The organism is Synechococcus sp. H55.10 (assembly GCF_047502715.1).
Taxonomy (GTDB): Bacteria; Cyanobacteriota; Cyanobacteriia; order Thermostichales; family Thermostichaceae; genus Thermostichus.
In genome coordinates this window covers 42,374-63,126 of record NZ_JANSJJ010000125.1, presented here as the reverse complement: position 1 = coordinate 63,126, position 20,753 = coordinate 42,374, and the positions used below count along the sequence as shown (strand labels likewise).

Sequence of the window (20,753 nt, the reverse complement as noted above, 5' to 3'; positions counted from 1 at the left end):
TCAAATAGCAATGAAACGTTTCTCCACGTCGTTATTGCTCCGCAACGCTGTCGCGGACGCGCCGCTCTAACTCCCCTCTCCCTCTGGGAGAGGGGCCGGGGGTGAGGGCTGGGGGTGAGGGAGGCAAAGCGTCTATTTGTCGAGTTGTCGGGATGTGGAGTTGTCTGATTGGCTTTGGCGAGCTATTGAATGACTTGCCTCATGTAACTTCCCCAAGTTTGAGCGGCGATGCCGCTACTCCCTCGCGTTGGGCTGGAGTCATCATTGCCCAGCCAAATGCCGGTTACCAGAGGCGGGTTGGGTGTGTAGCCGATAAAGAGCAGATCCTTGTTGGCGGTGGTGGTGCCGGTTTTGCCCGCTTCTCCGATCCCAAGGCGAGCGGCAGTGCCGGTGCCGGAGCGGATCACGCCTTGCAATACGGCGGTCATCTGCTGGGCGACGCTTGCCGACAAAACCAGCCGCTGCGAGCGGGGATCCTCGCGGCCTGGGTAGATCTCGCGGCAGGTGCGAAAGTCGTCGGGGTTGGCGCAATCGCTGCTATCCAGGATGCGGCGGATGGTGTGGGGCCTGGACCAAAGGCCGCGATTGGCCAAAGGAGCAAAGGCCGCGGTCAGCTCCAGCAGGTTCACCTCCATCGTGCCGAGTACCAGGGAAGGATAGGGCTGCAAGGGGGATTGGATCCCCATTTGCCGCGCCATGGCCACCACCTGCTCCAGCCCCACCTGTTGGGCCAACCGCAGGGCGATTACGTTTTCGGAGAGGATCAAGCCGCGGGCCAAGTCCATGGGGGCACTTCCCGAGCGGCAGCCCTGAAAGGTGAGGTTGCCCCAAGTAAGCGGCTCACAGGAGAGCACCTGCGAAAGCGGGATCCCCTGGCTGAGGGCGGCGGCGTAGGTGAAGACTTTGAAGGTGGATCCCGGCTGCCGTTGGGCTTGGGTAGCCCGGTTGAAGGGGCTGGCGTTGTAGTCGATCCCGCCCACGAGAGCTAAGATCTCGCCGTTGCGGCTGTCGAGGCTGACCAGGGCACCCTGACTGAAGCCCAGGCGGGAGCCCGCCTCGCGCACCGTTTGGGCCAGGGCCTGCTCCGCCAGCCGCTGGTAGGGCAAATGCAGTGTGGTCTCGATGATGAAGTTGCCCTCTGCCGAGAGGTCTTGGCCCAGAAGCTGCCGCAGCTCCTGGAAGACGGTGCTGTAGAAGTAAGGGGCAACCGTCGAGGTCTGGGAGCGCAGATTGGGGTTGAGGGTGAGGCGGCTGCGCCGGGCCCGCCGAATCTCCTCTTCTGGGAAGACTTGGAGCTCGCTGAGGCGATCCAACACCCGATCCCGGCCCCGCACGGCGGCATCGTAGTTGGCGACGGGGTTAAAGGCATTGGGAGCGGGCAGGATGGCGGCCAGGGTGGCGGCTTCGGAAAGGCTGAGCTGGCGGCTGGGGATCCCGAAGTAGAACTGGGCGGCGGTCTCAAAGCCGTAGATGCCGTTGCCCAGGTAGACGTTGTTGAGGTAGAGGGTGAGGATTTCGTCTTTGCTGTAGCGCCGTTCCAGCTTGAGGGCGGCGACGGCCTCCCGCAGCTTGCGGCCAAAGGTGTTGCCTGAGCCGGTGTAGTCGCGCAACACGGTGCGGGCCAGTTGCTGGCTGATGGAGCTGCCCCCCTGCTGCACCTCTCCGGAGCGCAGGTTGACCCAAAAGGCGCGGCCAATGCCCAGCAGATCGACCCCGAAGTGGGAGTAGAAGCGGTGATCTTCGGCGGCCACCACCACCTTGGGCAGAATCGGGCCGAAGGCCTCTAGGTTGGGCAGCTCCCGGTAGGTATCCCCCTGGTGGCGGCGCAGTTCGGTTTGCCGATCCCCGGCCAGGACGATGAGGGGGTTGCGATCGGCGGCGAGCGGCGGTTCTACTGAGAACTTGCTCCACTCGTGGCCGATCCAAATCCTCGCCCCCAGCCCCAAGAGCGCCATCAGGATCAGGCAGCCGCGCACCCCGTACACCTGCGGCGGCGGTGGATCCAACACTTGAATAAACACGCTCTCCGGATCCCGGGGCGGGCCAAGGCTGAGTCGCTGGCCATGGCGCAGGATCACTCGCCGCACCCGCTCGGCGCCGCCAAAGGGCTTGAGGCGAAAGACGCCGTTGGTGGAGTCTTGATCTTCCAGTTGGTAGCGACCGGCGTTCCACCCCAGCCAGTAGAGAATCGGGGGCAACGGGATCCGCCACCCCAGGCCGGGCAGACGCCAACCCGGACGCGGGCGAACGCAGGCGTGCAGATGGCTCACCGCAGGGGCGGGGATGCGGATGGTGGCCACCGTCTGGCTGCGACCCAGAATGTCGGATCCCTGCAGGACAAACACCTGGGGAGCTTCTCCCGGCCAAGTAATCCGCAGGCGCACCGGGCGCTTGGGCGGGGGAGGGTCGGGGGGCTTGAGGAGGGCAGTGGGCCCAGCAGGGAAAGGCCGCCCCATTGCCAGGGTTTTGAAGAAGTGGACAACGGTGTTCAACAGCGACTTTTTGTCTTCGGAAGCAGACATGGCTCAATCTCCCCGCAGTTCGCGCGTACGGCGCAGCAGCTCCTGCATGGTCTGGCCGGGACGAGGGCCGGCGGGGGCCGGACGGGGCTGGGCAACGGGGACGGTGGGCGGGGAAGGTGAAGGGCTGGGCGGGGGATCCCAAACGGCCAGGTAGAGGTGGCCCTGGGGGGTGCGCTCGACGAGGCCAGACCAAGAGCCGGAGCGGAACTGGACGCGCTCAGAACGGTTTTCCCGCACCGCCTGCAGTTCTCGCTGCAACTGGGGGGGCAAGGGGGCCTGCAGCATGTCTTCCAGCAGCCCTTCCGCCTGCGGGGCGGGCACGTCGTCGGCGATGGTGGCCTCGATTTGTTGCAGCGCCAGGCTGGATTCGTCGTAGGTGAGGCTCAAGTTCATGCCGCCCAAGCGGTACAGGTCGTACACGGTGTTGGGCCAGGCGCCCCGCCCCTGCTGGCTGGGGGATCCCAGGGCGGCCCGCACCACCTCGCGGGAAGTCTGGAGAGGGAAGGCGCGCAACACCGGCTCGCTGCTGGCGTAGGGCTCCAGCTCCGGCGCCGGATCCCGAACCGTCTCGCCGCCGCCCAGATCCAGAGCAAGAGGTTCAGGGGCCGTATCGGGCTGCGCACCCGCTCCGGGGCGCTCATCCTCTAACTCCGTGGGAGCTGGCGAGGGGCGAGAGCCGGAGATCACCGGAGCCGCAGGGCGCTGCAGAAACCGCCCCAACCCCCAACTCACCAAAGCCAAACCCAGCAAACCGCCCGCCAAGAAGGGGATCAGGCGCAGGGGTCCCCTGTTTTCCGCCGCAGTGGCCCCTGTCACGGGCCTGAGACGCAGCGTGCCGGCTGTGGCTAAAGGAGCAGGATCCCGAAGCGAGGCGCCACGGATCCCTGGCGATGGAAAGGCAACAGGGGCGGAACTTTGGATCCCGGCTTGGATGCGCTCCAGCTCTGCCAACACATTGGCCACCGTGGGCGGACGGGCGGCTGGATCTTTGGCCAAACAACTGAGGATGAGGTCGGAGAGGCCAGCGGGCAGTCCCAGCTCTTCCAGAGGCAGGGGGCGCTGCTTGTGGTGGGCCTGGTACCAGCCCGGGAAAGATTCCGTGGTGGGCTGGAGGGGCATCTGGCCGGACGCCATCTGGTAGAGGATGATCCCGAAGCTGTAGATGTCGGAGCGGGCATCCAGCGGCAACCCTTCCAATTGCTCTGGGGAGGAGTAGGCCAGCGTCCCCAAGTAGGCGTGGGTGAGGCTCAGCGACTCACGGGTGTTGAGCAGCTTGGCAATGCCGAAATCCACCAGCTTCGCCAGCTCCCCCAAGCTCTCGTCGGCCACCACGATCACGTTGGCCGGCTTGAGGTCGCGGTGGATGACCTGGATCCGCTGCCCTTCCAAGAGGATCCCTTCGTGGGCTGCTTTGAGCCCCAGGCCAATTTGGCGGGCCAGCCGAAAAAAGCGCTCCAGAGGCAGAGGTCCCGCCGCCAGAATATCCTTGAGGGTTTGGCCGTTCAGGTATTCCATCACATAGAAGGGCACCTCATCGGCAGTGATGCCGTAGTCGCTCACCTTGACAATGTGCAGGCTCTTTTGGCCCAAAGCGGCGCAGGCTTTCGCTTCCCGCTCGAAGCGCAGGCGGGCCTGCTCGTCCATCGCCGGCTGGGAGAGCAGCTTAACGGCCACTTCCACCCCGCCAAAGAGCAGATCTTGGGCCAAATAGACCCGCCCCATGCCTCCTTGCCCCAGCAGATGGGTGAGGCGATAGCGCTGGGCCAAGAGGCGATCCAAAAAGGGATCCGAGGAAGTGAACATAGGAAATCGCGGCAATCCAGAGAAGAGAACAGAGCAAGACTTCCGCAGGGATCTGACAGGAGCGGGCTACCTCTACCATAAGCACTGAAGCTGTCATAGGCTATGCCCACCGCCGTCAATCCGGTTGCTTTGAATGTCTTTGCCCGTCGTTTACCACCCCGACTACAGCGCCCCCCTGCCGCCGGGCCATCGCTTTCCTATGCCCAAATTCCGCCTCCTGCACGAGCTGCTGCTGCGGGAAGGGGTGATCCGCTCTCAGCAAGTGCATCAGCCGGAGCTGCCTCCCCTGGCTTGGATCGAATCGGTGCACACGCCAGAGTACGTGCGGGCCTACTGTGAGGGATCCCTGGAAGCCAAGCTGCAGCGGCGCATCGGCCTGCCCTGGAGCCCTGAGCTGGTGCGGCGCACCTGTCGAGCCGTGGGCGGCACCGTCCTGACCGCCCAGTTGGCCCTGCGCCACGGCCTGGCTTGCAATACCGCCGGCGGCACCCACCACGCCTTTCCCACCTACGGCTCCGGCTTCTGTATTTTCAATGACCTGGCCATTGCCGCCCAAGTCCTGCTGCAGCAGGGGCTGGTGCACAAGGTTCTGATTGTAGACTTGGATGTGCACCAGGGCGATGGCACCGCCTGGATCTTCCGCTCCGAGCCGCGGGTGTTTACCTTCTCCATGCACTGCGCCGCCAACTTCCCGGCCACCAAACAACAGAGCGACCTGGACGTGCCTCTGCCGGTGGGCCTGGAAGACGAAGCCTATCTACAAATCTTGGCCGACCACTTGCCGGATCTCTTGGCCCAGGTGCGCCCCGATCTGGTGCTCTACGACGCGGGGGTGGATCCCCACGCAGAAGACCTCTTGGGCAAGCTGGCCCTCAGCGACGAGGGGCTGTTTCGCCGCGACATGCAGGTGCTGGATACTTGCGTGAGACGGGGCCATCCGGTCGCCTGCGTCATCGGCGGCGGCTATGGCCAAGACCTTGCCCGCCTTGTGTACCGCCACTCGCTGCTGCACCGCGCCGCCGGCGAAGTGTACCGGCAATACCGTCTCTAGCTGGCTGCCAACTAGGCATATTCGGCGATCACCACCGTGATGTTGTCTCGCCCGCCCCGCTCTTTGGCCGCCTCGATTAACTTGCGGGGGAGCTGCTCCAAGTCCTCTACCTGCAGGCAATACTCGGCGATAGCCTCGTCCTCCAGCTCCTCGGTGAGGCCGTCACTACACAACAGCAGGCGATCCCCCGGACAAACTGTAATCGGCTGCACGGCAGGCGGCCCCGCATCGGGCCGGCCCAGGCAGCGCTCGAGAATATGTCGCCAGGGGTGGACGCGGGCTTGCTCTTGAGTCAACTCCCCTTGGCGAACCGAGCGGGCCACCAGGGTGTGATCCTCCGTCATCTGCTGCATCTCGGATCCCCGCAAGCGATAGAGGCGAGAATCGCCAATGTGAGCGCTCCAGCAATTGTTGTTAGGATCCACCAAGGCCACCACCACGGTGGTGCCCATGTCGGCCCGCTCCGGGTTTTGCCGCTGGTCCTTGAGGATGGCCTCGTTGGCTGCTTCTACCGCTTCGCTGAGCAACTTGGGTGCCGGCACGTTTTTCCAGCCTCGATCCAGATAGGCCCGGATGGTCTCGACGGCCAACAAGCTAGCCGTTGCCCCGGCAGCGTGCCCTCCCATGCCATCGGCAACGATGAAGTAACGTCCTTCCGGATCGCAGTAGTAGGCATCCTGGTTGCTGCTGCGAACCTTGCCCGGATCCGTAGCGCAGGCGTATCGTCGCATCACATCAATCGCTCTGACCGATTCAACCTCAAGAGTACCCTGATTAAAGCAAGAGCAGCGAGGGCAGCCAAAACCAAAGTGATAACGGCTAAGGTAGCATGTCCGGCCAAAAGGAGCTGGGTTGCGCTCAGAAAGAAGGCTGCAAACAACACTGCATAAATAACCCCCAAGCCGGTGCTGTTCAGCTTGCGCAGCAGGCGCTCTGCCTCGCTCGATCGCACCCGCAGGCGCAGTTCTCCTTGTTCCAACTTGCTCAAGGTCAATTCGAGGCGGCGGGGCAAACTGAGGCTGCTGCTGGTAAACTCAGCCGCCTGGCGGCCAACCTGGGCCAAGAGAGTCTCGGTCTCGGTTCCGTTTAAACTCATCAGCTCCTCCGCAAAAGGCTTGGCCACTTCCATAAAGTCGAACTCCGGATCCAACCCCTTTCCCAACCCCTCCAACGTGGTTAGAGCCCGCATCACAAAGGTAAAGGTAGCCGGAAAGCGAAACGGCTGATCGTAGGCCAACTCGTAGAGGTCTTCGCTGATGGCCGCCACCGAGATTGCTCCTGAGTTGCTGGAAAAGGGTTTATCCATAAAGTGGTCCAGCATGTACTGCACCGAGCGACGCACCGGCGCCAGATCGGCGGTGGGCACCAGCACCCCCAGCTCTACCAGCGAGGCCACCACCCGATCGGCATTTTTGGAGACCACACCTGCCAGCGTGCCCATCAGCTTCTCTTTCACATCGGAGCGCAGGCGGCCCATCATGCCGAAGTCGTAAAAGATCAACGTGCCATCCGGCTTGACGGCAATGTTGCCGGGATGGGGATCGGCATGAAAAAAGCCGTCTTTGAGCAATTGCCGCAGATAGGCCTCTGCCCCCAAGCGGGCCAAGACCTTGCGGTTCAGCCCCGCCGCGCTCAGGGCTTCGTAATCGCTGATTTTGATCCCCGGCAGGTATTCCAATGTCAGCAGACGGGGGGAAGTGTAGCGCCAGTACACCTTGGGGACGGCAATTTGCGGCATGTCCCGAAAATTGCGACGAAAAGTATCGGCATTGCGGCCCTCGTTGAGGTAGTCCACCTCTTCCCAGAGGGTGCGGCGGCACTCTTCGTAGATGCCGATCCAGTCCCGGCCCGGCCCGCCCCAAGGGGTGCGGTACTGAAAAAACTCGGCAATACCGCGGCAGATCTCCAGATCGATAGTGAACAGCCGGGTCAGCCCTGGGCGCTGTACCTTGACCACCACCTCTTCGCCGGTCTTGAGCTTGGCGCGATGCACCTGCCCCAAGCTGGCCGCCGCCAAGGGGGTGGGATCGAAATAGCTGTAGATCTGGGCTATTGGCCTGCCCAGCTCCTGCTGCACGATGGCCGCCACCTGTTCGTAGCCAAAAGCAGGCACCCGATCCTGCAGCTTGGAGAGCTCCTCGACATATTCAGAGGGGAAGAGATCGGCGCGGGTGGAGAAAAACTGCCCCACTTTGATAAAAGTAGGGCCGAGGTGGAGCAGCGTTTCACGGATCCAAATGGCTCTGGCGCGCCGACGTCTGGCCTTGCGCTCCGGTGTGGGTTGCCCCCCATAGCTCCAAGCTTGCTGATCCAGCCAAAGGTAGAACAGCCAGGTGAGCACAAATCGCCAAATGTCCAGCGTGCGGCCTTGGCGAGTGTAATTCTCCCGGGCCCAGCGGTAGGCAGTATGGGGCTTGACCGATTGGGATCCCGGGGAAGTCGGGGATCCCTGTCTGCTGGCATTCAAGCGTTTCGACTCCGATATTTCTGCAACTCGGAGCGCAACTGCGCCACTTCTGCCCGCAGGTCGTCCAGAGTTGCCTGCAAATCTTCTGTCTTGAAAGGAGGGGGCACCATCTCCTGGGCAGCCACCGAGGCTTCTGCCTCAGCTCGGGTCATGACATCCTGGGCAAAGGTTTGCCAGCCCTCCTGTAGCTCAGCCCACACCTTGCCCACTTCTCCGGCAATGTCGGCAAGGGCGCTCTCCCAACGCTCCCGCAGAACATCTGCTACGGCTTTGCCAACAAAAAAAGCCCGCACAACCGGATTCTTCATGCAACCCAAGTGTTAAGAAGCATCACTCAGAATTATAACGAATCTTGCCCAAGCACAGCCGCGAGCCGACCTACCCGAACAGCATCGGATCGATCGGCCCGACGGATCCCGCGAGGGATCGTCCTGGAAAGTTTGTCCAGTGCTAGCGGCGGCTGGTGGTCATGTCGGGGATCTTCAGATCGAAGACGCTGATGTTTTGCCGCGCCGCCGGCTGGGGATTGAGCATGCGGGCCATGTTGAGGAAGTTTTCCGGATCCCCGGGTTTGGGCGGGCGGGTGAGACGGTAGGTGCGCACCACTTCCCGGGTCGAGCGCTTCACGCCGGAGACATCCCGCCAACGGGCTCCATAGCGGGGGGTCACCAAGTTAGCGGGTTTTTCGGAGAGGCGACGGCGCTGATAGGGCACCACATCGTCCCCGAAAGCGGCGTTGTACTCCTCGCTATCCACTACAGCGTCGATGAGGCCATCCAGCCCACGGGTAGCAACGATGATGGAGTACTTAATGCGCTCCTGTTGGCTGTAGGTGGGCCGGCCCAGGAAGCGCTGGAAAGTGACCTCGATGAAGCGGTAGTTGTCATTGGGAACCATGACCAGATCCCGGTACACCTCCGACTTGCCCAGGCCGCGCACAAACTCTTTGACCGAAATCGCTCCGTTGCGCAACTGCGACTCCAAAGCTTTTTGTCGATAGCTCTCCAGCATCAGATGCTCGCTGAAGATTTGGCGATAGGCAGCGCGAATGATGTTGTCCACGCCCGTCGGGTCATCAGGACGATAGACCGGCGGGGTTTCGTCGCTGGGCACAAAGTAACGAGGCACCCGCTCATTTTGGGTGGTGGGACGATCGGCAAGCAACGGAAGAGACATAGGTGGTGCTCCTTGAAGAAACAAGAGACGACAAAGGGGGACAGGGCTATGGATCGGCTGCCAGCTCCTGCTGACTTAACTGGGCGCGCAGGGGAATCAAGGGATCCGTATCCTGCAAGGCCATTTGCAGGGCTGCCTCGACGGCAGATCGCAAAGATGCCTCTCCCAGCCGAGCCAAATCCGTCAGGGATCCGACGGCGGCATAGCGGACGCCCCAATCGGCGTCGCCCAAGCACTGACGCAGCAGCTCCAGGGCCTGCTCTTGGTCGGAGAGGGGCCGCCGTGCAGCGACCCGCCCCAGCCCACGGGTCGCCGCCCGCCGCACGCTGGGGGCAAAGTCCGCTACAATCGCCTCCGCCAAAAAGGGATAGGCATCCCCGTGGCCGATGCGGGCCAACGCCCGCACCGAATAGGCGCGCGCCCCGTAGTCGAAGCCATCGATGTTAGCCAGCAAAGGCTGTACTGCCGCCTCCCCAAAGCGCAACACCTCTTCCAAGGCGGCTTCTCCCACGGCAGGGCGGTTGAAGCCAAAGGCGCGAATGAGCAGGGGGATCCCTTCCACCTGGCCTAGGGATCCCAGCGCTCTCACCACCCGCAGCAGGTCTTCTGCTGAGGTGGCCTGCTCCAGCTCGGCGGCCAGTTGAGCCACAGCAGCGGGGAGCACTTGTGCAGCCGAGAAAGAGGACATAGGCAGAGCTAGAAGTGAAGTCGAAAGCCGGAGCCGGGGAGAGCGACTAGAACAGCTTGTCCAGTTGCGGGAGGATCGCCGCTGCCGCCCGATCCGGCGACACCTGCCCCAACTGCAGCGCCACGTCGAACAGCCGCTTCAGAGCGTTGATGCGCAGGTTGAGGGCTACATCGGCGGTCGCCAACAGCGGCGCTCCTGCCACCCAGCCGGATTCTGCCAGGTCGAACAAAGCAGCCTGGCGCAGGCTGAAATTGGGGTGAGCCAGCAGCGCCACCAGAACCTGGGTCAGCTCCTCAGCTTGGGTAAAGCGATAGAGCACCCAGGCGGCTGCCGAACGCACCCGCTCCGAAGGGTGGCTCAAAAAAGGCCGGATCGCCGCCTCGGCCTCGGTGGCGCCGAGCTGGCCCAGCGCCTCGATAAGGGCTTCCCAGGGCTGTTCCTGCTCCCGCGACTGCAGCAAGGCCAGCAAGGGATCCACCGCTCGCCTGTCCCCCAACTGGGCCAAGGCATAGGCGGCCTCTTCCCGCACATGCAAGTCGGTACAGGTGAGCGCCTCGATCAAGCCGGGTACGGCTCGCACGTCGCCGATTTGCCCCAGCGCCTTGGCAGCATTGCGCCGCAGCGGATAGCCCCCCAAGACCGTGCGATCCCGTTCATCCTGCAACGCCAAAAGCAACGGCTCTACCCCGCGCGGATCCCGAATCGTGCCCAAGTACCAAGCGGCATAGTACCGCTCTTGCAGGTCATCCCCCTGCAGCCGGGCTATCGCCTGCTCCCAAGTGAGCTGTTGCGGCAGCACCGCCGTGTTGGATGCCATGCGAACCTTTGCAGAGCTGTTCATGACCCTTGGGCAACTCTGTCCGCAGCCCTTACTCAGCAGCACCGTTGCCTTGGGCAGAGGCGGCATCGGTTCCCGCCAGAGCGATGACCTGCACGATTTTGCCGCCCATTCGCAGAATGCGCTGCATCTCGGCAGACAGGCGGCTGTAGGGAACGGTGGTGCTCAGGGTGCTGCGACGCACCTTGGCAGAGGTGGCCAGGGCATCCGGCGGGTTGAGCAGGCCGGTGTACTCAACTCTGTAAACCCGGCTGCCAGCTTCCGTCAGGGTTTCAGGGCCGGTGGTGCTTTGACCAAACATCGCTTTCCCCAGATATCTATATTGGGTTTCGTCCAGAACACAGGCAGGAGCCGCCCTTCACCCGACAAGCCATATCGGCTGCTTCTGCGGGCTGCTCCGCCCTGCCATGGGGCAATGCCCAGAACGATTAAGACAAAGAGCAGGCGACCAACCCATTCGGCTGAAGAGGAGCCAAAATGCTGACTCAACCCGAAAACCGCGGGGCCAGACCCGCCTGCTCTGGAGAGACATACAACTGGAAGACGAAGAAAGAGATCGTCCACTCCCCACAAGTGGGGATCTCTAGCCCTGGGATCCCTTAGCTGAGGGCGTTGATGGCGTAGTCGAAGTAGATGGCCGCTTCGTTGGCCGCTTGGCCGCTCAGCATGCCCAGAGCGCGGTTCTTCATGTACTGCAGAGCCACAATGTACCAGCTCGGAGAGAGGTTGAAGGAGCGGTTCACCTCCCGCAGCCCGGCTACCAAGTATTCATCGAGGGGGCCGGTGCCGCCCGCAACCAGAGAATAGGTGATGAAGCGGAGGTAGTAGCCGATATCGCGGGCACACTTGGCCTGAAACACATCGCCGTGGCCCATTTCGCCCGGCTGGGTCAGGTAGGGGAAGCGCTTGAACACTTCCTGCACCGCTTCCCGCACCAGGGTTTGTTGGTTTTGGGTCAGGACACGGGCCGCCTCCAGGGAAGCAGCAGCACGCTGGTAACGGCCGTTGACCGCCTGCAGCTCGCTGGCATTGAGAAAACGCCCTTGATTGTCAGCGGAAGCAATCGCCTCAGTGATGACGGTTTTCACCTTGCAACTCCTAAATTCATCGATTTGGTTGTTAACGAACGTTCTGCAGGAATGGCGGATTACGTCCCAACTTGAGGATCTCCACCTACCCAATCAGAAAGATGGATTCAACAGGTCTGAAGAGGGACAACCCAGCCGTCCTCAGACGATGGCGGCAGCGGCTTTGTCGAAGTAGCTGGCCACCTCGCTTTGCAGCGCCGAGCAATCGCCAGGGGTGATGCCTTTCGGATCCATGATCTTGGCCAGGGCTTCTTTCTTCATGGCAGCGATACCATTGGCCACAGAAGTGGTGGGCACCCCCAGCGCAATGTAGGTTTCCCGCAGGCCGTTGAGGCAGCGATCTTCCAGCACCGAGCTATCCCCCGCCAGGGTGGCGTAGGTGATGTAGCGCAAGATGATCTCCATGTCCCGCAGGCAGGCGGCCATGCGACGGTTGGTGTAGGCATTGCCCCCAGGAGCGATCAGATCCGGCTCCTGGGCAAACAAAGACCGAGCTGCGTTGGTTACGATTTGGGCGGCGTTGCTGGTCATGCGGTTGACCGCATCCAGGCGCTTGTTGCCCTCTGCCACCAAAGCCGCCAGACGGTCGAAGTCTTGATCACTTAAAAAGGCGCCGCGTGCATCTGCCTGAGCGATCACCCGGGTAAAGGCGTCTTGCATGATGGATCTCCTTCTGGTCTTTCCAAAAAGCGATGAGCGACTGGCTGAACCTCTCAAAAGCCGAATCCCAAGCTCTCTTGTGGGATCCCGTTTCCCCAAAAACCGGGGATCCTGTGGAGCAGATTACCCCCACCGAAGCCCCAGATTTTGAGATAGGTCAAGAACTTCTGCGACCTTCAGACAGCCGAGCATCCAGGTCAATTTTATAGCGCGGGAGGGATGAGTGTTTTGTAAAGATTTACAAATAAACCAACGCCGAGCTGCCTGCTCAGCCGCCGATCTCCTGTCTCTGATGGGGCCGCGGGCGGGCAATGGGTCGGCGAGGATGCGGATAAAATGTAAACATTTGTTTCAGTCGTAAGGTAAACATTCGTTTCCCTTGTTTTGAGCTAGCGGCAAAGCCATCGGCTGTCAATGTTGTGGGGTGCTTATCCCCTGCAGGGCAGCCTTGAGATCCCGGCAGAAGTGGGCGATTTGCTGTAGCCCTTGGGCGGGGGTGGGGGCTTTGGCCAGCCGTTGCACGAAGGCACTGCCCACGATGGCGGCATCGGCTCCCCAACGGGCGATCTGGCTGGCCTGGTCGGGGGTGGAGATGCCGAAGCCCACCCCGATCGGCAGGGAGGTGTATTGGCGCAACTGCTGCAGCAAGGCCGGGATCCGCTGCTCCAGGGTGGCCCGTTCGCCGGTGACGCCGGTGGTGCTGACCAGGTAGATAAAGCCGCTGGACTGTTGGGCAATACGGCGCATCCGCTCCGCGGGGCTGGTGGGGGCCACCAGTAAAATGAGGTCGATCCCCTCTGCCTGCGTTGCTTCCCGCAGGGATCCGGCCTCTTCCAGGGGCAGGTCGGGGACGACTAAGCCAGCACAGCCGGCCCGGCGCAGTTGCTGTACAAAGGTGGGGAGGCCGAGCTGGTGGATAGGGTTGTAGTAGGTGAAGAGGATGAGGGGAGCCTGCAGGGAGAGGCACCTCAAGCCCTGCAATATGGCACCCAAGGTAACACCCCGCCTGAGGGCGCGGGCAGCTGCTGCTTGGATCACCGGCCCATCGGCCAGGGGATCCGAGTAGGGCACCCCCAACTCGATGAGATCGGCGCCGTGTTGATCCAAAACTTGCAGGGCTTCAAAGGTGGTTTCCAGGTCGGGATCCCCGGCGGTGAGGTAGGGGATGAGGGCGGCTTCGCCGCGGCTGCGCAGCGCCTGGAAACACGCGGTGATCCGGCTGGGCATGGGATCCGTCCGAGCTGAGGAGATGGAGAGAGTTGAGAGCATCCCCCACTGTAGCGCTTGCCGGGATCCCTAGGGGAGAGGCACAAAGTCGTAGCCCGTGCCGGAGCGGTTGCCCCGTTCAATGCGCACCAGCACGTTGGGGGCATCGCGGTCGCCGGAGGGCAAAAAGCGCACCTCCCCGGAAGCGCCGTCTGGCAAGCGGAAGTTGGAGTCGCCGAGGGCAGTGAGAATGCCGCTGCGGCTGGGGGATCCCTGCCGAATAGCCTGAAGAAAAACACGGGTGGCGTCGTAGGCCAGGGCGGTGCGCCAACTCACCTGCCCTCCCCACATCTGGGCTGCCTTCTGGGCAAAGCCGCGGCTGCGGAGAAGATCGGGATGCCAGGGCACCGCCACCACCATGCCCTCCACCGCTGCTCCCCCTTCCTTGAGGGTGGTGAGGCTGAAGAGCACATCCCCCCCCACCAGGGCAAGGGGTTGGCCGAGGAGGGCGTTCTGGCGGGCAACGGCCAGCGCTTGTTCGGCTACGGAAGCCGTGGGTGCCAAGAAAGCCGCCTGGGATCCCTGCTCCAGTGCACTCTGGAGGCTGGCCTGGGGGTTGAAATCGGCGGCTGTTAGGTCGAAGGTGGCCAGCACAATCCCCCCTTCGCTGGTCAGGGTGGAGGCAAAGGCGTCGCGCAGGCTGGTGCTGTAGGCGCTGTTGGGGTTGTAGAAGATGGCCACCCTCTGCAGGCGCAGCTTGTTGAGGACATAGCGGGCCAGTTGCGTGCCAGCAATCTGGTCGGAGGGGACGGTGCGAAAGATGGCGTTCCCCAGCAGGCTGATGCGGGTGCTGGTAGAGGTGGAGGAGATCATGGCCAGGCCGGCAGACTGATAGATCTCAGCCGCCGCCAGGGTAGCATCGCTGGCGTTGTGGCCGATCACCCCCAAAATCTCAGGCTGGCCCACCAGCGCTTTGGCCACTGCCGCCGCTCGCTCCGGGTTATCACCGTCGTCGGCAATCACCACCCGCAGCAGCCGCCCCCCAAGGCCCCCCTGTTGGAAAAGCTCCTCTTGGGCCTGGGCCACGCCCCGCAGCGTCTCTTTGGCGCGGTTGGGGTTGCTGGAGATGGGCACCACCACGGCCAAGCTCAAGGGGTTGCCCTGCTGCTGGGCGCGGGCGTTGTTCAAAAAAATGCGCGCTTCCGGGTCGTTGCGGTTGTTCTGCAGCCCCATCTCCAAGAGCGGGATCGCCGCCCTGAAATTGCCCTGGCGGATGAGCTCTGCGGCAGCCACGGCGGCGGGGCTGCTATCGGCAAAGAGGGTGCGCTCGCCGCTGGTTAAGAGCAGATCCTGGGCCCTACTGCCCAACCCTGGCAGCGAGATCCCTGGCGGCCAGCGAAGGTAGCCCGCCCGCCAAGCGCGATGACCGCCCCAGAGGAGCAGGAGCCCCAGAGCAATGTAGACGATGGGTGGCGGAGACTTGGCAACCATGGGCCCTAAAGAAGAGAACAACAGCAGAATCCGGGCAGCAGGGGTACTGCTCACACCTTCAGGAAGCTCCTGGAACCCCCCTCTTCAAGGATCTTCAAGAGCTTTCTTGAAGCATACCTGAAGGATCGGGCCGGTAGGAAGGGCTGTTGCGGTATTGGCGCTCCAGGTGCTCCACAATGGAGACAGGAACAGAGGGGGTTGCCGAGGCTCTTCTGGGTGTACGCTGGGGCTCAGTCTCCCGGTTAGCCTGCAGAGATGGGGCCCAAACCCCTGCAGCGATCGCAAAAGGACGATAGCGGCGGCGTCAAGCAATGCGACATCGGGGCAAGACGCTGGCTTTCCCTTCCCATGATAGAGGTTGTCGAAAACCCTTTGCCTCAGGATCCGCTCGAGCAAGCCCTGTGGGACTGGCACCGGGGCCAGGCCAGGGGATCCCTGCGCTTGCACGCCTACAGCGCCGAGGGGATCCCACTGGCGGAAGAGCCCCAGGTGGTCTCGCCGGAGGTGTTCTTCACCCAGGAGCTGCCGGAAGTGGAGGCCCTGGCTTTGGATCTGTGTCGCGGTCGGGTGTTGGACATCGGCGCTGGCACAGGCCGCCACAGCCTGCTGCTGCAGGAGGAGGGGTTGGCCGTGGCCGCCCTGGATCGCTCCCCCGTGGCTCTGCAGATCATGGCCGAACGGGGGGTGCGCTGCCGCATTGCCGCCGACCTGTTCTCCTGGGAGGGGCCGGAGGAGCCCTTCGATACGCTGCTGCTGCTGATGAACGGCGTCGGCCTGGTGGGATCCCTGGCGGGATTGGAGCGTTTTTTAACCTTGGCCCGCCACTGGGTTCAGCCCACCGGCCAGTTGCTTGTGGATTCCACCGATCTAAGCGACCTCAGGGAAGATGGCGGCTCGGCGGATCTGCCGCAGGTAGAAAGTTCAGCCGATTCTGAAGCCGAGGATTGGGAGAAGGGGAAGGACTTGAAAGCGGCGGGCGAGGCAAAAGCCAAGGTGGTGAACTTTGTGGCCGAGTACAACGGGCAGCGCGGGGATCCCTTTCCCTGGCTGTTTGTGGATCCGGAGACCCTGCTGCGCTATGCCCACGCCCACGGCTGGCAGGGACAAATTCTCTACCAAGAGCCGGAGGGAGCCTTTCTGGCACGGCTTGCGCCTCTCTAAGCGTAGCCCCTTAGTGGGAAAGGATCTGCGACAAAAAAAGGCGGGAACGCTCTTCCTTGGGGTTGCTGAAAAACTCCTGGGGGGTGTTTTCTTCCACGATCTTGCCGCGGTCGAAGAAAATAATTCGATCCGCCACCTCGCGGGCAAAGCCCATTTCGTGGGTTACACACACCATGGTCATGCCCGAGCGGGCCAGCTCCCGCATCACGTCCAGCACCTCTTTGATCATCTCCGGATCCAACGCCGAGGTCGGCTCATCAAAAAGCATCACCGCCGGATTCATGGCCAAGGCGCGGGCAATGGCCACCCGCTGCTGCTGCCCCCCCGAAAGTTGACCAGGATACTTTTCCGCTTGCTCAGCGATTCCCACCCGCCTGAGCAGCTCCATGGCCCGTTCAACTGCCTCGGCCTTTTTCATTTTCTTCACATGAATCGGGCCGAGGGTTACATTCTGCAAGACCGTGAGATGGGGAAACAGGTTGAACTGCTGGAAAACCATGCCCACTTCGCGGCGAATGGCGTCGATGTTGCGCAGGTCACTGGTCAACTCAATGCCATCTACCACAATGCGTCCTCTCTGGTGTTCTTCTAAGCGGTTCAGGGTGCGAATAAACGTCGATTTGCCCGAACCTGAAGGTCCACAGACCACCACCACCTCGCCGCGACGGATGCGGGTGGTAATGCCCTTGAGGACGTGGAACTCGCCGTACCATTTGTGAACATCTTCACATTGGATGATGTCGGTGCCGGCTGAGGTTGGCAGGGAGGGTGAAGACATCATGCGCGGGGATCCTTTCATGGGCGGATAAATCCCTTTTATTTCATCAAAGCAAGCATGGGTACCATGGCAGAACCGGCTGAGCTATAACCGTAGCCTACATAACATTTCTCTACGCCCTGACATGTAAGGCTTTGAGAAAATCATTGACGCCTCTGGCGAACCATTCTATGGGGTGTGGCAGGAGTGCGACGCCATTGGCCTGGCGAACAAGTAGATCCACCAGGTAGATCCACGTGGATACGGACTACTGAAGATTACGAAGGATTGACATTGAGGTCATTCTATGAGCTGGATGAAGCATTTGAACGGATTGGCCCCCTTGGCCGGGGCATTGGTTCTGTCGGTGGGCCTGCAGTCGCTCCCCGCTTGGGCACAACTGGGGCCGCTCACCAACCGCATCAAGGCGCGGGGCGAGCTAATCTGTGGCGTAAACAACCAACTGCCCGGATTTGGCAACCTGGATGACCAAGGCAAGTATGTCGGCTTCGACATCGACATCTGCCGCGCCGTAGCGGCTGCTCTGTTCGGGGATCCCGACAAGATCCAATTCGTTTACCTGACGGCGGCCAATCGCCAATCGGCCATTCAGGCAGGGGAAGTGGATATCATCAGCCGCAACACCACCTGGACGCTGACGCGGGATCGGGAGTGGGCGGTAACTTTTGGCCCCACCACCTACTACGACGGCCAAGGGTTTTTGGTGCGGAAAAGTCTGGGTGTACAGAAGCTGGAGGATCTGAACGGGGCCACCATCTGTGTGATTGCCGGCACCACCACCGAGCTGAACCTGGCGGATACGTTCCGGGCCCGCGGCATCGCCTTCACACCGGTGACCTTCGACGGCGATGATTCCTCTTTTAACGCTTACGAAGAAGGCCGCTGCGACGCCATCACCAGCGACCAAAGCGCTCTGATCTCCCGCCGCGCCAGTTTGGCTGCTCCCGACGACCATGTGATCTTGCCGGAGGTGATCTCCAAAGAGCCGTTGGGGCCTCTGGTTCCTCACGGCGACGAGAGCTTCTCTGATATTGTGAACTGGACGGTCTACGCCCTCTTCTACGCGGAAGAAAAAGGGATCACCAGCGCCAATGTGGAAGAGTTCCTCAAATCGGAGGATCCCGACATTCGCCGCTTCTTGGGCCAGGAGGGCAACCTGGGAGAGCTGCTGGGCCTGCAGCCGGATTGGGTGGTCAAGGTCATCAAGGCGGTGGGCAACTACGGCGAGATTTTCGACCGGCACTTGACGCCCTTGGGGGTGGCTCGGGGCTTGAACCGGCCCTACACCCAGGGTGGGATCCAGTACGCGCCGCCTTTCCGCTAATCGGAAATCCGGGAGCCGTCGCCCCAGGGATCCCACTTGGTCAGGGATCCCTGGCCCTCTATCTTGGACTTTCGCTCGCGCCTCATGACCGCTCTATCTGACCAGCCCCACCTGCGCCCCCCTTGGTGGCGGGATGAGCGCATCCTGAAGATCCTGCTGCAGGCGGCCTTTGTCGTGGCTGTGTTGCTGGTGTTTGGGATCCTCACCCAGAATCTCCTCGCCAGCTTGCGCCGCCTGGGCATCAGCTTGGGGTTTCGCTTTTTGGGCAACTCCGCCAACTTCGGCATCACCGAGGGGCTGATCCCCTACGACCCTTCCGAGAGCTACCTGAAGGCCCTGCTGGTGGGAGCCCTGAACACCCTCTGGCTGTCCGCCGTCAGCATTGTCTTGGCGACGGCGATGGGCTTTGTTTTGGGGATGGCCCGCCTCTCCAGTAACTGGCTGGCCCGCCAGTTGGCCGCAGTGGTCACCGAGATCTTTCGCAACGTGCCGGTGCTGTTGATCGTGATCTTCTGGTACCAGGGGGTGATCCTCACCCTGCCAGGGGTGCGCAACAGCCTCTCTCTCGGCGGGCTGGTGTTCATCAACCAACGGGGAGTCAAGCTGCCCGGCTTGGATCCCAGTGGCTGGCTGGTTCCCACGCTGGCCATCTTGATCGGGGCCGGGTGGGGGATCCACAGGTTGCTGCTGGCTCGCCGGCCCGAGCTGGGATCCCGGCAGCGAAACCTGTGGGTGGCCGGGGGGGTGGCGCTGCTGGCGGTGGCCTGCTGGGTGCTCTTCCCCGAACCACCGCTGCGGCTGGATGTGCCGGTGCTGGAGCGCTTTAACTTCCGGGGTGGGATCCAGCTTTCGGCAGAGTTTACCGCCATGATGCTGGGCCTGGTCACCTACACCGGCTGCTACATCGCCGAAGTGGTGCGAGGATCCTTTTTGGCGGTGCCGCGGGGGCAGTGGGAGGCGGCCCGAGCCATCGGCCTGTCAGAGCTGGAAACCTTTCGCCTGGTGATCGTGCCGCAGGCGCTGCGGATCATGATCCCTTCCTTGAACACTCAGTATCTTACCCTGATCAAGAACTCCAGCTTGGCCATCGCCGTCGGTTTTTCTGACCTGTTCAACATCAGCAGCACCATCATCAACCAGTCGGGACGCTCGGTGGAGATGTTCGCCATCCTCATGGCTGCCTATTTGGGAATCAATCTGCTGGTTTCCTACGGCATGAACTGGCTCAATGCCCGCGTCAAGTTGGTGGAGCGCTAGCCCATGTCCAGCACTCTCTCGCCTGGCGAACCCCCCGCGGACAAACCCAGTCCTCTGGGGTGGATACGCCGCAACCTGTTCGACTCCTGGCTAAGCACCCTGCTCACCTTGGCCTCCGCCTGGGTGTTGGCTTGGGCCCTTTCCCTGTTCTGGAACTGGGCTTTTACCCAAGCCCGCTGGGAGGTGATCCCGGCCAACCTCAAGATCTTGACCACCGGCACCTACCCCAGCGACCAACTGTGGCGGGTGTGGGCTGTGTTGGGGGTTGTGCTGGCCACCTTAGGGGTAGCCGGAGGAGCTTGGGGCGGTGTGCTGCTGCACTACCTCATCCTCTTGGGAGCCGCCATGGGCTTGGCTGCTTTCCTGCCTTTGGGAACCCAATCGCAGGGGTGGCTGGCCGCTTGCTCTGGAGTGACCTTTGCCGCTGTTGCCCTCAGCCGCGGTCGAGAAGCATGGCGGCTGCCCTCCATCTGGGTTTGGGCCTTGATCTTGCCCCTCTGCCTGGAGCTGCTGCTGGGCGAGCTGGGCCCCAACTGGCCGGCGGTGCGCTCTGAGCAACTGTCGGGACTGCTGCTGACCCTGATCTTGGCAGCAGCCGCCATGATCATTGGTTTCCCCATTGGAGTGCTGCTGGCGCTGGGTCGGGCCAATCGGGCGCTGCCGGTAATCCGAATCTTCTGCACACTGGTGATCGAGCTGGTGCGGGGGTTACCTCTGACCACCATTCTGTTTGCCGCCTGGCTGTTGGTGCCCTTCTTTTTGGGGGGCATCAGCGTCAACTTGATCATCCGGGCGGAGGTGGCCTTTATCTTGTTCACAGCCGTGTATGTGGCCGAGGATGTGCGGGGCGGCCTGCAGTCGATCCCCCTGGGACAGCTAGAAGCAGCACGGGCGCTGGGCTTGAACCCGTTTCAAGTGACGGCTTTGGTGATTTTGCCCCAGGCGTTGCGGGCAGCCGTTCCAGCTCTGGTGAACGAGTTCCTCACCCTTTTTAAAGACACTTCCCTGGTGTTCATCATCGGCCTGATCGACCTGCTGCAGGCAGGTCGGGTCGTGTTCACCAACCCCAATTGGCTGGGCACTCAGCGGGAGGTGCTGTTTGTGATCGGCGTGATCTACTTCATCTGCTGTTTTGCCATGGCCTACGCGGCCAAACAGGTGGAAAAGGCGCTGGGCTTGGGCAAGCGGTGAGCGTGGATGGCTTGGAGAATCTGTCAGCTAGAAGCCGCAGGAGCCCCGCACT

General features: G+C 62.2%; 19 protein-coding genes. 5 read left to right on the top strand and 14 right to left on the bottom strand.

All coding sequences use genetic code 11. The features are described from left to right. Positions 1-182 precede the first annotated feature (182 nt). A complete protein-coding gene (locus NW858_RS08670; RefSeq protein ID WP_414520292.1) occupies positions 183-2,522 on the bottom strand; it encodes a transglycosylase domain-containing protein in 2,340 nt (779 codons plus the stop codon). A 3-nt stretch (positions 2,523-2,525) separates the two neighbouring features. Beyond that, positions 2,526-4,325 (bottom strand): protein kinase domain-containing protein, encoded by a 1,800-nt coding sequence (locus NW858_RS08665; RefSeq protein ID WP_414520291.1) that lies wholly within the window; start codon positions 4,323-4,325, stop codon positions 2,526-2,528. Positions 4,326-4,458: 133 nt separating this feature from the next. Between NW858_RS08665 and NW858_RS08660 the strand changes: the two genes are divergently transcribed. Continuing rightward, positions 4,459-5,376, top strand: a complete 918-nt coding sequence (locus tag NW858_RS08660) for a histone deacetylase (protein WP_414332393.1) — start codon at positions 4,459-4,461, stop codon at positions 5,374-5,376. Positions 5,377-5,387: 11 nt separating this feature from the next. Here the strand turns inward: NW858_RS08660 and NW858_RS08655 are convergent, their stop codons facing one another. The 11 genes from NW858_RS08655 to NW858_RS08605 all read right to left on the bottom strand — a co-directional run bounded on the left by NW858_RS08655 (position 5,388) and on the right by NW858_RS08605 (position 15,044). Then, positions 5,388-6,107, bottom strand: coding sequence for a Stp1/IreP family PP2C-type Ser/Thr phosphatase (locus NW858_RS08655; RefSeq protein WP_414332391.1), 720 nt, complete (start codon positions 6,105-6,107; stop codon positions 5,388-5,390). Continuing rightward, a complete protein-coding gene (locus NW858_RS08650; RefSeq protein ID WP_414520290.1) occupies positions 6,107-7,843 on the bottom strand; it encodes an ABC1 kinase family protein in 1,737 nt (578 codons plus the stop codon). Before NW858_RS08650 ends, NW858_RS08655 begins: the two co-directional genes overlap by 1 nt. Beyond that, on the bottom strand, positions 7,840-8,151 hold the full coding sequence (locus tag NW858_RS08645) for a DUF6825 family protein (RefSeq protein WP_414332387.1): 312 nt from the start codon (positions 8,149-8,151) through the stop codon (positions 7,840-7,842). Before NW858_RS08645 ends, NW858_RS08650 begins: the two co-directional genes overlap by 4 nt. Positions 8,152-8,293: 142 nt before the next feature. Next, positions 8,294-9,019 carry a phycobilisome rod-core linker polypeptide gene (locus NW858_RS08640; RefSeq protein WP_414332386.1) on the bottom strand — a complete coding sequence of 242 codons (726 nt, stop codon included), beginning with the start codon at positions 9,017-9,019 and terminating at the stop codon, positions 8,294-8,296. Positions 9,020-9,065: 46 nt separating this feature from the next. Continuing rightward, positions 9,066-9,707, bottom strand: a complete 642-nt coding sequence (locus NW858_RS08635) for a HEAT repeat domain-containing protein (RefSeq protein ID WP_414348508.1) — start codon at positions 9,705-9,707, stop codon at positions 9,066-9,068. Between the two features lie 46 nt (positions 9,708-9,753). Further along, entirely contained in the window at positions 9,754-10,524 is a 771-nt protein-coding gene (locus NW858_RS08630; RefSeq protein ID WP_414332382.1) for a HEAT repeat domain-containing protein, read from the bottom strand. A 52-nt stretch (positions 10,525-10,576) separates the two neighbouring features. Further along, positions 10,577-10,846, bottom strand: a complete 270-nt coding sequence (locus tag NW858_RS08625) for a phycobilisome linker polypeptide (RefSeq protein ID WP_414332380.1) — start codon at positions 10,844-10,846, stop codon at positions 10,577-10,579. A gap of 298 nt (positions 10,847-11,144) precedes the next feature. Beyond that, positions 11,145-11,633, bottom strand: a complete 489-nt coding sequence (locus NW858_RS08620; protein WP_414332378.1) for a phycocyanin subunit alpha — start codon at positions 11,631-11,633, stop codon at positions 11,145-11,147. A 141-nt stretch (positions 11,634-11,774) separates the two neighbouring features. Beyond that, the gene (locus NW858_RS08615) at positions 11,775-12,296 is read right to left on the bottom strand and encodes a phycocyanin subunit beta (protein ID WP_304411987.1); all 522 of its coding nucleotides are present in this window, start codon (positions 12,294-12,296) and stop codon (positions 11,775-11,777) included. A 408-nt stretch (positions 12,297-12,704) separates the two neighbouring features. After that, a complete protein-coding gene (trpA, locus tag NW858_RS08610; protein ID WP_414332452.1) occupies positions 12,705-13,520 on the bottom strand; it encodes a tryptophan synthase subunit alpha in 816 nt (271 codons plus the stop codon). 69 nt (positions 13,521-13,589) lie between these two features. Next, on the bottom strand, positions 13,590-15,044 hold the full coding sequence (locus NW858_RS08605) for an ABC transporter substrate-binding protein (RefSeq protein WP_414520289.1): 1,455 nt from the start codon (positions 15,042-15,044) through the stop codon (positions 13,590-13,592). A 201-nt stretch (positions 15,045-15,245) separates the two neighbouring features. Between NW858_RS08605 and NW858_RS08600 the strand changes: the two genes are divergently transcribed. Next, entirely contained in the window at positions 15,246-16,151 is a 906-nt protein-coding gene (locus tag NW858_RS08600; protein ID WP_414332374.1) for a class I SAM-dependent methyltransferase, read from the top strand. A gap of 10 nt (positions 16,152-16,161) precedes the next feature. Here the strand turns inward: NW858_RS08600 and NW858_RS08595 are convergent, their stop codons facing one another. Further along, a complete protein-coding gene (locus tag NW858_RS08595; protein ID WP_414332372.1) occupies positions 16,162-16,950 on the bottom strand; it encodes an amino acid ABC transporter ATP-binding protein in 789 nt (262 codons plus the stop codon). Positions 16,951-17,224: 274 nt separating this feature from the next. On the opposite strand from NW858_RS08595, the gene NW858_RS08590 reads away from it, so the two are divergent. The 3 genes from NW858_RS08590 to NW858_RS08580 all read left to right on the top strand — a co-directional run bounded on the left by NW858_RS08590 (position 17,225) and on the right by NW858_RS08580 (position 20,701). Beyond that, positions 17,225-18,253 carry an amino acid ABC transporter substrate-binding protein gene (locus NW858_RS08590; RefSeq protein WP_414332370.1) on the top strand — a complete coding sequence of 343 codons (1,029 nt, stop codon included), beginning with the start codon at positions 17,225-17,227 and terminating at the stop codon, positions 18,251-18,253. An 84-nt stretch (positions 18,254-18,337) separates the two neighbouring features. Then, positions 18,338-19,510 (top strand): amino acid ABC transporter permease, encoded by a 1,173-nt coding sequence (locus tag NW858_RS08585; protein WP_414367782.1) that lies wholly within the window; start codon positions 18,338-18,340, stop codon positions 19,508-19,510. 3 nt (positions 19,511-19,513) lie between these two features. Beyond that, positions 19,514-20,701 (top strand): amino acid ABC transporter permease, encoded by a 1,188-nt coding sequence (locus tag NW858_RS08580; RefSeq protein ID WP_414332366.1) that lies wholly within the window; start codon positions 19,514-19,516, stop codon positions 20,699-20,701. The last annotated feature ends 52 nt before the right edge of the window (positions 20,702-20,753 follow it).